This is a genomic window from Cellulomonas hominis (assembly GCF_014201095.1).
GTDB classification, from domain to species: Bacteria; Actinomycetota; Actinomycetes; order Actinomycetales; family Cellulomonadaceae; genus Cellulomonas; species Cellulomonas hominis.
This window is the reverse complement of sequence record NZ_JACHDN010000001.1, coordinates 3,133,769-3,148,449: the sequence shown is the minus strand read 5'-3', so window position 1 is coordinate 3,148,449 and position 14,681 is coordinate 3,133,769. Positions and strand designations below refer to the sequence as shown.

General features: G+C 75.9%; 14 protein-coding genes and 1 pseudogene. 8 read left to right on the top strand and 7 right to left on the bottom strand.

The annotated features are described in order from the left end of the window. Window positions 1–188: 188 nt before the first annotated feature. Both HNR08_RS14800 and HNR08_RS14795 read right to left on the bottom strand, forming a co-directional pair. Complete coding sequence (locus HNR08_RS14800) at window positions 189–1,505, bottom strand: S1C family serine protease (protein ID WP_146839299.1); 1,317 nt, start codon at window positions 1,503–1,505, stop codon at window positions 189–191. A 138-nt stretch (window positions 1,506–1,643) separates the two neighbouring features. Further along, a complete protein-coding gene (locus tag HNR08_RS14795) occupies window positions 1,644–2,870 on the bottom strand; it encodes an amidohydrolase (RefSeq protein ID WP_146839301.1) in 1,227 nt (408 codons plus the stop codon). Window positions 2,871–2,928: 58 nt separating this feature from the next. Between HNR08_RS14795 and HNR08_RS14790 the strand changes: the two genes are divergently transcribed. Together HNR08_RS14790 and HNR08_RS14785 are read left to right on the top strand one after the other, a co-directional pair. Continuing rightward, window positions 2,929–3,927 (top strand): 2-dehydropantoate 2-reductase N-terminal domain-containing protein, encoded by a 999-nt coding sequence (locus HNR08_RS14790; protein ID WP_146839303.1) that lies wholly within the window; start codon window positions 2,929–2,931, stop codon window positions 3,925–3,927. A gap of 2 nt (window positions 3,928–3,929) precedes the next feature. Then, window positions 3,930–4,316: an RNA-binding S4 domain-containing protein gene (locus HNR08_RS14785; RefSeq protein WP_146839305.1), complete on the top strand. Its 387-nt coding sequence runs from the start codon at window positions 3,930–3,932 to the stop codon at window positions 4,314–4,316. A 177-nt stretch (window positions 4,317–4,493) separates the two neighbouring features. On the opposite strand, the gene HNR08_RS14780 is transcribed toward HNR08_RS14785, so the two are convergent. Continuing rightward, entirely contained in the window at window positions 4,494–5,384 is an 891-nt protein-coding gene (locus HNR08_RS14780) for a DUF72 domain-containing protein (RefSeq protein WP_146839307.1), read from the bottom strand. Window positions 5,385–5,496: 112 nt separating this feature from the next. Between HNR08_RS14780 and HNR08_RS14775 the strand changes: the two genes are divergently transcribed. Together HNR08_RS14775 and HNR08_RS14770 are read left to right on the top strand one after the other, a co-directional pair. After that, a complete protein-coding gene (locus tag HNR08_RS14775; RefSeq protein WP_246803117.1) occupies window positions 5,497–6,915 on the top strand; it encodes an MFS transporter in 1,419 nt (472 codons plus the stop codon). Continuing rightward, window positions 6,912–7,877 (top strand): alpha/beta hydrolase, encoded by a 966-nt coding sequence (locus tag HNR08_RS14770; RefSeq protein WP_183835098.1) that lies wholly within the window; start codon window positions 6,912–6,914, stop codon window positions 7,875–7,877. Before HNR08_RS14775 ends, HNR08_RS14770 begins: the two co-directional genes overlap by 4 nt. A gap of 6 nt (window positions 7,878–7,883) precedes the next feature. On the opposite strand, the gene HNR08_RS14765 is transcribed toward HNR08_RS14770, so the two are convergent. After that, window positions 7,884–8,492, bottom strand: coding sequence for a TetR/AcrR family transcriptional regulator (locus HNR08_RS14765; protein WP_146838145.1), 609 nt, complete (start codon window positions 8,490–8,492; stop codon window positions 7,884–7,886). A 97-nt stretch (window positions 8,493–8,589) separates the two neighbouring features. On the opposite strand from HNR08_RS14765, the gene HNR08_RS14760 reads away from it, so the two are divergent. Both HNR08_RS14760 and HNR08_RS14755 read left to right on the top strand, forming a co-directional pair. Then, the gene (locus HNR08_RS14760) at window positions 8,590–9,423 is read left to right on the top strand and encodes an alpha/beta fold hydrolase (protein ID WP_146838147.1); all 834 of its coding nucleotides are present in this window, start codon (window positions 8,590–8,592) and stop codon (window positions 9,421–9,423) included. A 98-nt stretch (window positions 9,424–9,521) separates the two neighbouring features. Beyond that, a complete protein-coding gene (locus HNR08_RS14755) occupies window positions 9,522–10,463 on the top strand; it encodes a DNA-3-methyladenine glycosylase family protein (RefSeq protein WP_146838149.1) in 942 nt (313 codons plus the stop codon). A gap of 246 nt (window positions 10,464–10,709) precedes the next feature. On the opposite strand, the pseudogene HNR08_RS14750 reads toward HNR08_RS14755, so the two are convergent. The 3 genes and pseudogenes from HNR08_RS14750 to HNR08_RS14740 form a co-directional block, all read right to left on the bottom strand. Then, a pseudogene (locus HNR08_RS14750) lies at window positions 10,710–11,565 on the bottom strand (ABC transporter permease). After that, the gene (locus HNR08_RS14745) at window positions 11,562–12,407 is read right to left on the bottom strand and encodes an ABC transporter permease (RefSeq protein ID WP_146838151.1); all 846 of its coding nucleotides are present in this window, start codon (window positions 12,405–12,407) and stop codon (window positions 11,562–11,564) included. Before HNR08_RS14745 ends, HNR08_RS14750 begins: the two are co-directional and overlap by 4 nt. Beyond that, complete coding sequence (locus tag HNR08_RS14740; protein ID WP_146838153.1) at window positions 12,404–13,330, bottom strand: ABC transporter ATP-binding protein; 927 nt, start codon at window positions 13,328–13,330, stop codon at window positions 12,404–12,406. Before HNR08_RS14740 ends, HNR08_RS14745 begins: the two co-directional genes overlap by 4 nt. Window positions 13,331–13,484: 154 nt before the next feature. Here HNR08_RS14740 and HNR08_RS14735 point away from each other — a divergent pair, with 154 nt between their 5' ends. Both HNR08_RS14735 and mtnN read left to right on the top strand, forming a co-directional pair. Then, entirely contained in the window at window positions 13,485–13,937 is a 453-nt protein-coding gene (locus HNR08_RS14735; RefSeq protein ID WP_146838204.1) for an S-ribosylhomocysteine lyase, read from the top strand. Beyond that, window positions 13,934–14,680 (top strand): 5'-methylthioadenosine/S-adenosylhomocysteine nucleosidase, encoded by a 747-nt coding sequence (gene mtnN, locus HNR08_RS14730; protein ID WP_246803077.1) that lies wholly within the window; start codon window positions 13,934–13,936, stop codon window positions 14,678–14,680. Before HNR08_RS14735 ends, mtnN begins: the two co-directional genes overlap by 4 nt. Window position 14,681: the final 1 nt, after the last annotated feature.

The following is a 14,681-nucleotide window of genomic DNA, read 5'->3' as shown; positions in this document are numbered from 1 at the left end:
GGGGCGCACGCGCACCCGCCGCCCCGGTTGGGACACCGGGGCGGCGGGCCGCGGCGCCCGTGGCTCGCGCGTGCAGGGCGGGGCGGGCCGCCGGCGTGAGGTCGACGGTTCCGCCCGAGGTCGCCGGTTGCGCACCCGGTCCGGGAGGCGGAACCGACGACCTCGGCGTGCGGGGCCGGTGTGTGGGGTCAGTCGGCCGGGCCCGCGATCAGGGTGACTGTCGCCGACTGCGACGCGCCCGACGTCGTGGTCCAGGTCAGCGTGACCTGGTCGCCGGGGGCGTGCGCCGCGAGCGCCGCGCTCAGGGCGTCGGCGTCCGCGACCGGCGTGCCGTCGACCGCGGTGATCGTGTCGCCCGCCGTCAGGCCCGCCTCCGCAGCCGGGGTGCCGTCGACGACACCGGCGATCGTGGCGCCGGTCGCGGCCGCGCCCGAGGCGCCGGGCAGACCGGTGGCACCCGTCGTCGCCAGCTGCACGCCCAGGAACGCCGGGTAGCCGAGCGTGATCGAGTCGGTGTCCTGGCCGGACACGATCTGGGTCACGACGTCGAGCACGTCCCCGATCGGGATGGCGTACCCGGTGACGTCGGCGGAGCCCGAGGACGCGGCGGTCGTGATGCCGACGACCTCGCCCTCGTCGTCCAGCAGCGGGCCGCCGGAGTCGCCGGACACGACGTCGGCGTCCACCTCGATCAGCCCGGTCAGGGACTCGCCGGACGAGGCGCCCTCGGCCTGCGTGGTGATCGACTCGTCCAGGCCGGTGACGGTGCCGTCCGCGGCGAGCAGCACGCCGCCGCCCTCGGCGTTCCCGACCGCCGTGACCGCGTCGCCGACCGCGACCCCGTCCTCGTCGTCGTCCAGCGCGACGGTCGTGAGCCCCGAGGCGCCCTGCAGCTGGAGCACCGCGACGTCGGCGGTGGCGTCCGTGCCGACCACCTCGGCGGTGTAGGTCTCCCCCGTGGTGCCGATCGTCACGGTGATCTCGGTGGCGCCCTCGACCACGTGGTTGTTCGTGACGACCAGGCCGTCGGACGTGAGGACGACGCCCGTGCCCGCCGCCTCCGCCGACTGGTACCCGAGGACGGTCGACACCAGCACGACGCCGGCCTGCTGCGCGTCGCTCGCGGTGGTGGCGTCCAGGGTGCCGGTGCCGGTGGCCGTCCCGGTGCCGGGCAGCGTCGTCGAGGGCGCCGAGCCGCCACCCGACTGCGGGCCGCGGTAGCCGAACGCGCCCCCGCCGGCGGACGGCGCCGCCGCCAGGTCCGGCTCGGACGACCCGTCCGGCAGCCCGACCGCGTACGCGGTCCCGCCGAGCACAAGCCCGGCCGCGACCGCGCCGGAGGCGAACAGGGCGACGGCGGTGCGGCGGCGGCGCGAGCGGCGCGGCGGCGGGTACGCCTCCTCGGGCGCGGCGGGCGCGGCGGGCACCGCGGGCGCCGCGGGCGCCGCGTACGCGGCGGTCACGGGGTCGGCCGGCCGGGGCTCGGGCGTGGCGTTCTGGTCCATGGGGCACCTCCTGCGGGGGGCGCCGCGGTGGCGCCGACAGCCCTCAGTCCATGCCGCGGACCCGGACGGGCGCTGGATCCTCCCTGAGCATCCGCCATGCGTCGCGGGCGGGCGCCCGGGGGTCCGGAGACCGGGAGGTCAGCCCGCGAAGCGCTCGGCCCGCTCGACGACGCGGCCGCGCGACGCCTCGGCGTCCCAGGTGTAGACGGTCCGGCCCTCGATGAGCACGTGCTCGGCGCGGGCGTGCACGTCCAGCGGGTCGCCGGACCAGATGACGACGTCGCCGTCGCGACCGGGCTCGAGAGCCCCGACGCGGCCGTCGAGCCCGAGGAACGCGGCGGGGTTCACGGTCAGCGCCTCGAGCGCGGTCTGCCGGGGCAGGCCGTCCTTCACCGCCAGGGTCGCCTGGTGCACGAGGAAGTTGATCGGCACGACGGGGTGGTCGGTGGTGATGGCGACCCGCACGCCGGCGGCGGCCAGCGCCGCGAGGTTCGCGATGGCGCGGTCCCGGAGCTCGACCTTCGACCGGGACGTGAACATCGGGCCGAAGATCACCGGGATGTCCCGCTCGGCCAGCACGTCGGCGACCTTGTGGCCCTCGGTCCCGTGGTTGATCACCAGGCGGTAGCCGAACTCGTCGGCCAGCCGGATCGCGGTGGCGATGTCGTCGTGCCGGTGGGTGTGCTGGTCCCAGGCGAGCTCGCCGTCGAGCACCCGCGCCAGGGTGTCCAGCGCGAGGTCCGCCTTGAACGGCTCGCCCTTGGCCTCGGCGGTGGCGCGCGCGGCGCGGTAGTGCTGCGCGGCGGTGAACGCCTCGCGGATGATCAGCGCGGTGCCGAGGCGGGTCGAGGGGGTCTGCTTCTTCTCGCCGTAGACCCGCTTCGGGTTCTCGCCGAGCGCGGACTTCACGCTGACCGACTCGGCGATCACCTGCTCGTCGATCGTGCGCCCGCCCCAGGACTTGAGGGCGACGCTCTGGCCGCCGATCGGGTTGCCGGACCCCGGCTTCACGACCACCGAGGTGACGCCGCCGGACAGCGCGTCGCGGAAGCCCTCGTCGTCGATGTTCACGGCGTCGATCGCCCGGACGGCCGCCATGTTCGGGCCGGTCATCTCGTTGGTGTCGTTGCCGACCACACCCTCGCCCTCCTCGTGGATGCCCACGTGGCCGTGCGCCTCGACGAAGCCGGGGAGCACCCAGCGGCCGGTGGCGTCGATCACGGTGGCGTCGTCCGGCACGGCGACGCCGGCGCCCACGGCCTCGATCCGGCCGTCGCGGATGAGGACGGTTCCGCCCTCGACGGGCTCGGACGCGACGGGGACGACGTAGCCGCCGACGACGGCGACGAGAGTGGAGGAGGTCATGACCTCCACCGTACGTCGTCGCCCGGGGCACCCGTCCGCGGTGTGGCAGGGTGGCCGGGTGCGATACGTGATCATCGGTGCCGGGGCGGTCGGCGGGACCATCGGCGGGCTGCTCGCGGAGGCCGGGCGCGAGGTCGTGCTCGTGGCCCGCGGCGCCCACCTGGACGCGATGCGGGCCGACGGCCTGCACCTCACCACCCCCGCCGGCGCCCGCGTGGTGTACGCGCCCGTCGCCGCGGGGCCGGACGACGTGGAGCTGCGGCCGGGCGACGTGCTGGTGCTGGCGGTCAAGTCGCAGGACACCGCCGCGACGACCGAGCAGTGGGCGGGCCGGCCGGTCGCGGGTGGGCGGACGGCCGGCGAGGACCTGCTGCTCGTGTGCGCGCAGAACGGCGTCGACAACGAGCGCACGGCCCTGCGCCGGTTCGCGCGGGTGGCCGGCATGTGCGTGTGGCTGCCCGCGACGTTCCTCGAGCCCGGGCGCGTGTCCGCCGGCGGCAGCCCCGTGACCGGCGTGCTGACGCTCGGACCGGTCCCGGGGGGCGAGCCCGACCCGGACCTCGCGGTGGTCGCCGCCGACCTCGAGGCGGCGGGCTTCCGCGCCCCGGTGGTGCCGGACGTCCTCGCGTGGAAGTACGCCAAGCTGCTGAGCAACCTCGGCAACGCGGTCGAGGCGCTCTGCGGTCCGGTGCGCGGGCCGGCCAAGGACCTCGCGTCGGCCGCGACCGCCGAGGCCCGCGACGTGCTGGCCGCCGCCGGGATCGCGCCGGTGGACCCGGCCGTCGAGGCGGCGGCCCGGGACGGGTTCACGCTGGTGCCGCTGCCCGGGGTGGACCGGCGCGGCGGGTCGACCTGGCAGAGCCTGGTGCGCGGCGCCGGGTCCGTCGAGGCCGCGTACCTCAACGGGGAGATCGTGCTGCTCGGCCGCCTGCACGGCGTGCCGACGCCGGTGAACGCGACGCTGCTCCGCCTGGTCGAGCGGGCCGTCGCGCGCGGCGAGCAGCCCGGGACGCACGACGCGGCCGCCGTCCTCGACGCGGCGCGGGTTGCCGCCTGACGATGGCCGACGCCGCCGCACCCACGAGCACCCGGGTGGACCGCTGGGTGTGGGCGGTGCGCCTGACGAAGACCCGCGCGCTGGCGGCGGCCGCGTGCCGGGCGGGGCACGTCCGGGTCAACGGCGACCGGGCGAAGCCCGCCACCACAGTCAAGGCCGGGGACGAGGTGCGCGTCCGCGGCGAGGGGCCGGAGCGGATCGTCGAGGTCGCGCGGGTCATCGAGTGCCGGGTCGGGGCCGCGCCCGCGGCGGAGTGCTACGTCGACCGGACGCCTGCTCCCCCGCCGCCGGAGCAGGTCGCGGTGGCGGCGGTGCGGGAGCGCGGCGCGGGGCGGCCGACCAAGCGCGAGCGCCGGGAGATCGACCGGCTGCGCGGGCGCGAGCGCTGACGCGCCTGGGCGGAGCGGGGCGGGTCGGGGCGGGCCGGGACGGGGGCGGCGGGCGCGGTACCCGCCGTCGAGTGGAGGGTGCTGCCCGACACGCGCGGCGTGTCGCGTCCGAACCCTCCACTCGGCGCGGCGCCAGGCGCGGGGGGCGGGGCCGGGCGCCGGAGGCCCGCCGCGGGGTCAGTCCGGCTGCGGCGGGCCGACCCCGAGGCGGCGCGCCAGGGCCATCGCGTCGACCGGGGCGCGGACCTTGACGTCGTTGTCGAAGTACACGAACACGTCCCGCCCGTCGGGCGCCGGGGCCGCGGTCGGGCCGAGCCGCCGGGCGTCCGCCGGCTCCGTCCCGGACGCCCACGCCCGGACCCGCGCGGCCCACCGGTCCAGGGCCTCGTCGCCGTACCCGGAGACGTAGAGCTCGGCGTCGCCGTGCAGCCGGACGTACACGACGTCGGACGTGACGTCCTCGAGGTACGGCCACTTCCCGGCGGTGTCCGCGACCACGAGACCGATGCCGTGCTCCCGCAGCAGCGCGGGGAACGCGGGCGTCGCGAACGAGGCGTGCCGGACCTCCAGCACGTGCCGCAGCGGGCGGTCGGCCTCGGTGGTGGTCCACGCCCGGCCGTCGAGCCGCTCGTCGTGCCGCTCCGCCAGCGCGGCGGCCGCGGCCGTCGTCCGCGGGAGCAGGTCGAAGAACCGGGCGAGCCGGCCGGGGTCGTAGCCGAGCGTCGGCGGGAGCTGCCACAGCACCGGCCCGAGGGCCGGCCCGAGCGCGAGCACCCCCGAGGCGAAGAAGTTCGCGAGCGGCACCTCGACGTCGGCGAGCTTCTTCATGTGGGTGACGAACCGGCCGCCCTTGACCGAGAACACGAAGTCGTCCGGCACCTCGGCGCGCCAGGCGCGGTACGACTCCGGGCGCTGGAGGGCGTAGAACGAGCCGTTCACCTCGACGGAGCCGAGGTGCCGCGCGGCGTACTCGAGCTCGCGGCGCTGCGGCAGGCCCTTCGGGTAGAACACCCCGCGCCAGGGCGCGTACCGCCAGCCGGAGATGCCGATGCGGACGTCCGAGGCCATGGCCGGACCGTAAGCAGGGTCCGCCGGGGCGGCAACCGCTTCACCCGCGGCCGCCCCCGGCCGTTCAGCGGTTCGACACGCGCCGGACGCCCGGCGGGGGTATGCCTGGTCCGTGCACGCCGACGCCGTCCCGCCGCCCGTCCCCGCCGCCGCGCCGACGCCCGCGGCCCCGGTGCCCGCCACGCCCGCCGCGCGCGGCCGGATCGCCGCCTGGGCGCTGTGGGACTGGGGCTCCGCCGCGTTCAACGCCGTCATCACCACGTTCGTGTTCACCCGCTGGCTCACCAGCGAGGACTTCGTCGCGCCGGACGTCGTGGCCGCCGGCGGCGCCGCCCTGGACGCGGAGCTCGCGCGGCACTCCGCCTGGCTGGGCTGGGGCCTGACCGCGGCGGGCGTGCTGATCGCGCTGCTCGCGCCGCTCACCGGCACCCGCGCGGACGGCTCGGGCCGCCGGCGCCGCGGGCTCGCGGTGCAGACCGCGATCACGGTCGCCCTGTGCGCCACGATGGCGCTGGTCCGGCCCGACCCCGACGCCCTGACCGCGAACGTGCTGCTCGGCATCGCGCTGCTCGCGGTCGGGAACCTCACCTTCGAGCTCGCGTCGGTGCACTACAACGCGCTGCTGCCGCACGTGGCGACGCCCGCGACGCTCGGCCGGGTCAGCGGGCTCGGCTGGGGAGCGGGGTACCTCGGCGGGATCGTGCTGCTGCTGGTGCTGTTCGTCGGGTTCATCGACCCGGAGGTCGGCTGGTTCGGGGTGACGTCCGCGGACGGCGCGAACATCCGCGTCGCTGTGCTGGTGTCGGCGCTGTGGTTCGGCGTGTTCGCGGTGCCGGTGCTGCTGGCGGTCCCGGACGAGCCCGCCGACGCTCTCGCGGCCCGCCGCGAGAGCGTCGTCCAGGCGTACCGGCGGATCGTCGCCGACGTGCGGGATCTGTGGCGGACCTCCCGGAGCACCGTGCTGTTCCTGCTCGCGAGCGCCGTGTACCGCGACGGCCTGGCCGGGGTGTTCACGTTCGGCGCGGTGATCGCGTCGGGGACGTTCGGGTTCTCGGCGAGCGAGGTCGTCGTGTTCGCCATCGCCGCGAACGTGGTGGCCGGGGTGTCGACGCTGCTCGCGGGGCTGCTCGACGACCGGGTGGGGCCGCGCGCGCTCATCGTCGGCTCGCTGGTCGGGCTGGTCGTCGCGGGCGTCGCGACGTTCGTGCTCGCCGGCGCCGGGACGAGCGCCTTCTGGGTGTGCGGCCTGCTGCTGTGCGTGTTCGTCGGCCCGGCGCAGTCCGCCAGCCGGTCGCTGCTGACCCGGGTCACCCCGGCCGGGCGGGAGTCGCAGATGTTCGGGCTGTACGCGACGACCGGCCGTGCGGCGAGCTTCCTGGCACCGCTGGCGTTCGCGACGTTCGTGTCGGTGTCGGGCTCGCAGCGGTGGGGCATCCTGGGTCTCGTGCTAGTCCTCGCGCTCGGTCTCGCCGCCCTGCTGCCGCTGCGGCTGCCCGCGGCGGCGACCGGTGGCGCCCGGAGCCCGCGATGACCACGTGGGAGCCGGACCTGCTCGGGCCGGGCTGGGAACGGACGACCCTGGCGCTGTCCGCGACGGACCCCGACCTGGTCGCGACGGTCGTGCGCCGCTCCCCCGGGTCGCGGGAGCCCGGCGGGCCCGCCGTGCTGCACGTGCACGGGTTCAACGACTACTTCTTCCAGACCCACCTCGCCGCGGACTGGGAGCGCCGGGGCCACACGTTCTACGCCCTGGACCTGCGCCGCTGCGGGCGCTCGTGGCGCGAGGGCCAGGTGCCGCACTACGTCGACGACCTCGCCGAGTACCGCGCGGACCTCGGCCTGGCGGCGCGGCTGGTGCGGGACGTGCCCGGGCACGACCGGCTGACGGTGCACGCGCACTCCACCGGCGGGCTCACCGCCGCGCTCTGGGCCAACAGCCCCGGCGGGCGCACCGCCGTGGACGCCCTGGTGCTCAACAGCCCGTGGTTCGACCTCAACGCCCGGTGGTTCCAGCGCGTGGTGTCGACCTGGGTGCTCGACGGCCTGGCGCCGGTGGACCCGATGCGGGTGCTCGCGGACGGCCCGTCGGCGTACTCGTGGCACCTGCACGCGGCGAACGGCGGGCGGTGGGAGTACGACCGGGCGCTCAAGCCGGCCGAGGGGTTCCCGGTGCGGGCCGGCTGGATGCGGGCCGTCCGGCGCGGCCAGGCGCGGCTGGCGCGCGGCCTGCGGATCGAGGCCCCCGTGCTGGTGTGCACCGCCGCGGAGTCGGGGCCCAACTCGCGGACCAACCCCCTGCTGGACGCCCAGGACACGGTGCTCGACGTCGAGCAGATCTGGGCGCGCGCGCCGCGGCTCGGGGAGGACGTCACGCTCGTGACGATCCCGGGCGGCATCCACGACCTGGCGCTGTCGGCGCCCGAGCCGTACGCGGCGTACGTGGCGGCGGTGTTCGACTGGCTCGGGAGCGTGACCGGGAGCCGCGCGGCCTGAGGGTCGTCAGCCGGCGGCGACGCCCGCGGCGTCGATCAACGTGACCGCGGCCGCGCGCGCCTGGGCCGCGGCGTCCGGGGAGCCCGAGATCGCGGCCGTCGTCTGCGCGCCCTCCGCGAGGATCGCGAGCTGCGCCGCGAGGACGGGCGGTCCGCCGGCCACCTCGACCAGCTCGGCGACGTACGCCTGGAACCCGGCCTTGTGCTCGCGCGCCAGGTCCGCCACCTCCGACGAGCAGCCGCCGAGCTCGCCGAACGCGTTGATGAACATGCACCCGTGGAAGTCGCCCTGCGCGAACCACCCGGCGAGGTAGTCGTAGATCGCGAGCAGCCGGTCGCGCGGGGTGCCGGCGGCGATCACCGCGGCGGTCAGCCCCTCCTCCCACAGGGCGTGCCGGCGGCGGAGCACCTCCGCGACGATCGCGTCCTTCGAGGCGAACAGCCGGTAGAGCCGCTTGAGCGGCACGCCGGCGGCGGCGCGCAGCTCGTCCATGCCGACGGCCTGGATGCCGCGGCTGTAGTAGAGCCGGTCGGCCGCGTCGAGCACCTGCTCGCGGAGGGCGTCGTCGGACCCGGGCTGGACCGGGACCGCGGTCGCCGTCGCGTGTTCGACCATCGGACACCTCACGGGGGTTGCGGGGAAAACGCTCGTTCTCTAGTGTAGGCCACATCGCGGAGAACGACCGTTCTCCACCGAGGGGAGAAGGCAGACCATGCCGTTCATCACTGTGGGCACCGAGAACTCGACCTCGATCGACCTGTACTACGAGGACCACGGCTCCGGCCGCCCGGTCGTGCTCATCCACGGCTACCCGCTCGACGGGCACTCCTGGGAGAAGCAGTCCGCCGCCCTGCTGGACGCCGGCTACCGCGTCATCACCTACGACCGCCGCGGGTTCGGCCGGTCCGGCCAGCCGACGACCGGCTACGACTACGACACGTTCGCCGCGGACCTCAAGACCGTCCTCGACACCCTCGACCTGCGGGACGTCGTGCTCGTCGGCTTCTCGATGGGCACCGGCGAGGTCGGCCGCTACCTCGGCACGTACGGCTCGGACCGGGTCGGCAAGGCCGTGTTCCTCGCGTCGCTCGAGCCGTTCCTGCTCCGGACCGACGACAACCCGACCGGCGTCCCGCAGGAGGTGTTCGACGGCATCCTCGCCGCCGTGACCGCCGACCGGTACGCGTACTTCAGCGCGTTCTACGCCGACTTCTACAACACGGACGAGAACCTCGGCTCGCGCCTGTCCGAGGAGGCGCTGCGCCACTCGTGGGACGTCGCGTCGAACGCCTCGTGGTTCGCGTCCAGCGCCGCGGTCCCGACCTGGGTCACCGACTTCCGGGACGACCTGCCGAAGGTCGACGTCCCCGCCCTGATCGTGCACGGCACCGCCGACCGCATCCTGCCGATCGACGCCACCGGCCGGCCGTTCCACGCCGCGCTGCCGGACGCCGAGTACGTCGAGATCGAGGGCGCGCCGCACGGGCTGCTGTGGACGCACGCCGACGAGGTGAACCGCGTGCTGCTGGACTTCCTGGCGCGCTGACCGCCACCGCCGCGCCCGCGGCGCGGCCGTCCCGCCGCCCCGGCCCCCGGACCCCGCCGCACGCGACCGTGTCGGCGGGGTCCGGCATGCTGGAGGGCATGCCCCACCCGTCCCCCGCGCTCGACGCCGGGCGGTCCCTGTCCGCCGAGCACCGGCCCGACGGGCCGCTCGACGTGCGCCTCACGCTGCTCATGCTGCGCCGAGGCGCCGGGGACCCGACCCTGCGGGTGCAGCCCGACGGCACCGCCTGGCTCGCGCTGCGCACCGCGGACGGACCGGCGACGCTGCACCTGCGACCGGCCGGCGGCGTAGTCGCCGCCACCGCCTGGGGACCGGGCGCATCGCGGGCGCTCGCCGGCGTGCCGGACCTGCTGGGCGCGCGCGACGACCCGCGCGCGTTCGACCCCGCGGGCCACCTCGGCCTCGCCGCCGCACACCGGCGGCTGCGTGGGCTGCGGATCCCCCGGACGGGCGACGTGCTCGGCGCGCTGGTGCCGGCGGTCCTGGAGCAGCGGGTGCTGACGATCGACGCGCACGCCGCGTGGCGCCGGCTGCTGCTCAGGCACGGCAGCGTCCCGCCCGGCCCCGCGCCGGCCGGGATGCGGGTGCCGCCCGACGCGGTCGGCTGGCGGGAGGTCCCCGTGTGGGACTGGCGGCGGGCCGGGGTCGACGACCAGCGCGCGTCCACGATCCTGCGGGCCGCGGCGGTCGCCCGGCGGCTGGAGGAGGGTGCGGGACTCGACCCGGCCGAGCTGCGCCGCCGGCTCGGCACCGTGCCCGGGATCGGGGTGTGGACGGTGGCCGAGACGACCCGGCGGGTGCTCGGGGACGCCGACGCGGTCTCCGTCGGGGACCTGCACCTGCCCCGGCTCGTCGGCGCGGCGGTCGCCGGGCGGCGGGTGGAGCAGGACGAGCTGCTCGAGGTGCTCGCCCCGTGGGCGCCGCACCGCGGGCGGGTGGTCCGGCTGCTGGAGCTGACCGAGCGGGCGGCGGCGCCGCGCACCCGCCCGCGCCCGCGCCGGGCCGCGCGCTTCGCCTGACGCCCGGGCACCCCCGCGCGCCCGCGTCGCGCACCCCGCACCAGCCGCACTCCCGCGCCCCGCACCCCGCACCCCGCACCACCCGCGCTCGCCGCCGAGGTCGTCGGTTGCGCCCCCGGCGTCGGCGCGTCGCACCGGCGTGTCGGGCGCAACCGCCGACCTCGGACGGGCGCGCCGCGCAACCGCCGGCCTCGCCGGCCCGCGGCCAAACCCGGTGGGGTGCCGGCGCGGCGCCGGCGCCGGTGGTCAGTCCAGGAACAGCGCCCGCAGCCGGCGGGTCGTCGCGACCAGGCCGACCGCGATCATCGCCGCGAAGTACGCCACGTGCACCCACGTCCCCCCGCTGAGCTGCCCGGTGGTCAGCCCGCGGATCAGCTCCACCCCGTGCCACAGCGGCATGGCCTGGATGAGCCACTGCACCGGCTCCGGGTACACGGAGATCGGGAAGAAGGTCGCGGACAGCAGGAACATCGGGAGCATGACGATCGCGATCCAGTCCATCTGCTGGAACGTCGTCATGTACGACGTGATCGCCATCCCGAGGCTCGCGAACCCGAACGCGATGAGCAGCACCGCGGGCAGCGACAGCACGGCGGTCCACGCGAGGTTCAGCCCGAGCACCTGCATGACGGTGAGGAACCCGGCGGCGTACACCAGCCCGCGCAGCAGGGCGTAGCAGATCTCCCCCAGCGCCACGTCGAGCGGCCCGAGCGACGTGGAGAGCATCGCGTCGTAGAGCTTCCCGAAGTGCATCTTGAAGAAGACGTTCCACGTCGAGTCGTAAGACCGCCCCGTTCATCGCGGAGACCGCCAGCAGCGCCGGGGCGATGTACGCCGCGTACGGCACGGCCGTCCCGGTGCCGGGGTCGACGTCGCCGATGTAGCTGCCGAGGCCGACGCCCATCGCGAGCAGGAAGAACACGGGCTCGAAGAACCCGGAGACGACGACCACCCAGTTGGTGCTCTTGGTGGCCAGCAGCCCGCGGCGCACGACCACGCGCGCGTTCCCGGAGTACAGCGCGCGCACGGCGGGCAGCCGCCGCAGCCCGGTCGCCGGCCGCCGCACGAGCAGCAGGCCGGCCTCGCGCAGGTCCTCGGTCATCGCAGCCTCCGCTCGAACCGGCGCCGCGCCGCCCACCAGCCCCCGGCCGCCAGCGCGACCAGGAACACGACGTGCACGGCGGCCATGCCCGCCCCGATGGGCGCGCCGTAGGAGGCCGCCCGCCCGAGCTCGGTCCCGTGCCAGACCGGCGAGATCCAGCCGATCCAGTGCAGCCAGCCGGGCAGGGTGTCCAGCGGGTAGAACGTGCCGGAGAACAGGAACATGGGCGTGAACACGAACCGCCGCACGACGGCGAACTGGCCCTTGTCCTCGGTCAGCGACGCGGCGTAGGCGAGCAGCGGCAGGCCGAACGCCATGCCCGCGAGCAGCCCGATCAGCGGGAGCAGCGCCGCCCCGAGCGGGTCCCCGACCGCGCCGAACGCCACGATGATCAGGTAGTACGCCACCGACGTGACGAGCATCCGCGCGCCGACCGCGAGCGCCAGCCCGGCGGTGATCTGCGCGGGCTGCACGGGCGTCGCGTTCACGGCCCAGAACGTGCGCCGCCACTTGAAGCCCTCCATCACCGTGTAGGTGAACTCCTCGGTGGCGATGGAGACGGCCGCGGTGACCAGCAGCGCGGGCGCGACGAACACGAGGTAGTCGACGGGCGCCCCGTCCGGCCCGGTGCCCAGGTCGCCGACGAAGGTCTGCAGGCCGCGGCCGAGGCCGAGCAGGTAGAGCAGCGGCACGCCGATGCTCGACACGACGATGGTCCAGCCGTACGCCTTCGCGGAGCGCAGCCGGTACTCGGCGACGTACAGCGCACCGAGCCGCCGGGGCCGGCGGGCGGCGTCGCGCGCGAGGGCGGCCGGGTCCTGGACCTGGGCGGGGGCGGTCACTCGATCAGGCTCCGTCCGGTGAGCCGGAGGAACACGTCCTCCAGGCTGGACCGCCGCACGAGGCTGGTCGTGGGCCGCATGCCGACCCGCACCGCGTGGTCGAGGACGGCCTCGCCGTCGGACGCGTACACCAGCACCCGGTCGGGCAGGACCTCGATGCGGTCGCCGACGCCGGCGAGCTCGCGGGCCGCGGCCTCGTTCCGGTCGGAGCCGAACCGCAGCTCGGCGACCTCGCGGGAGGAGTAGGTGCGGATGAGCTCGGCGGGGCTGCCCTCGGCCATGATCCGGCCGTGGTCGACGACGACCAGCCGGTCGCAGAGCTGCTCGGCCTCGTCCATGTAGTGCGTGGTCAGCACGAGGGTGGTCCCACGCTCCTTGAGTCGGAACAGCCGGTCCCACAGCACGTGCCGGGCCTGCGGGTCCAGGCCGGTGGTCGGCTCGTCCAGCATGAGGACGGGCGGCTCGTTCACCAGCGCGCGGGCGATGGTCAGCCGGCGCTTCATGCCGCCGGACAGGTCGTCGACCTTGGCCCGCGCCTTGTCCTCGAGCTGCGCGAACGCCAGCAGCCGGTCCGCACGCTCGGCGCACACCGCGCGCGGCAGGCCGAAGTACCGGCCGTACACGATGAGGTTGTCCCGGGCGCGCAACTCGGTGTCGAGGTTGTCCTCCTGCGGGACGACGCCGAGCTGGGAGCGGATCTCGGGCCCGTGGGTGTCGGGGTCGAGGCCGAGGACGCGCAGGTCGCCGGCCGTCCGCGACGACACCGCGCCGATCATCCGCATCGTGGTCGACTTGCCGGCGCCGTTCGGGCCGAGCAGTCCGAAGGACTCCCCCGGCGGGACCTCGAGGTCGATGCCGTCGACGGCGGCGAGGTCGCCGAAGCGCTTGACGAGGCCGCGGGCGGCGATGACGGGTGCTGGCACGGCGACGACCCTAGCCGCGACCCCCGACACCGTCGTCCGGAATCCGCCCCGGAATACCCGCCGCCGCGCGTCCGCTGCACAATGGGCCGAGCAGCGCACCCACCCCACCACCCGAGCACGCCGAGCGAAGAGGACCGCAGTGAACCAGCCCCGCATGAACGTCGAGTCGTTCAACCTCGACCACCGGACCGTCGCCGCGCCGTACATCCGGCTGGCCGACACGAAGGTGCTCCCGGCGGGCGACGTCATCAGCAAGTTCGACATCCGGTTCGCCCAGCCGAACAAGGCGCACCTGGAGATGCCGGTCGTGCACTCCCTGGAGCACCTGTTCGCCGAGCACTCCCGCAACCACAGCGACCGGGTGATCGACTTCTCCCCGATGGGCTGCCAGACGGGGTTCTACCTGATCCTGCAGGGCGAGTGGGCGCAGGAGGACGTGCAGTCCCTCGTCGCGGCGACGCTCGAGGACATCACGGGCGCCACCGAGGTGCCGGCGGCCAACGAGGTGCAGTGCGGCTGGGGCGCGAACCACACGCTGGAGGGCGCCCAGGGTGCCGCGCGGGAGTTCCTCGCGCACCGTGCCGAGTGGAGCCAGGTGACCGCGTGACCGCCGTGAGCGCCCTCGCGGGGGTGGACGCCGTCGTCTCCGTCGCGATGCCGGACGAGGCCGCGCCGTTCCTGGAGCGGGCCGACGCCGTCGGCGACGCGGCGACGGTCGGCGGGGCGGAGCACCACGTGCTGACGCTCGGCGGCCGCGAGGTCCTGCTGGTCCGCAGCGGCATCGGGCTGGCGAACGCCGCCTCGGCCGCGTCGGCGGCGCTGGTGCTGGTCGCGGCGGCCCGGGGCGGGCGCGCGCCCGCGGCGCTGGTGAGCGCCGGCTCGGCGGGCGGCGTCCAGGCGGGCGTGCACGTGGGCGACGTCGTCGTCGGCACCGACCACGTCTACACGAACGCCGACGCCCGGGCCTTCGGCTACGCGCTGGGGCAGGTCCCGGGGATGCCGCCGGTCTACCGCGGCGACGGCGGCCTGCGCGGCGCGGCGCTCGGCGCGGACGCCGGCGACCTCACGGTCCGGGCCGGGCAGATGCTCTCCTCGGACGCGTTCGTCGACGCCCGGCTCGTCGGGCCGGTGCGGGAGCAGTTCCCGGGCGGCCTGTCCACCGACATGGAGACCACCGCCCTGGCCCAGGTCGCGCACGTGTACGGCGTGCCGTTCGTGGCCGTCCGCGGCATCTCGGACCTGTGCGGGCCCGCGGGGGCCGACGACTTCCTCACCCACGTGGACGACGCCGCCGAGCGTTCGGCCGCCGTGGTGCTGGGGATGCTGGCCCGGGTGGGCGCCGCGGCCTGAG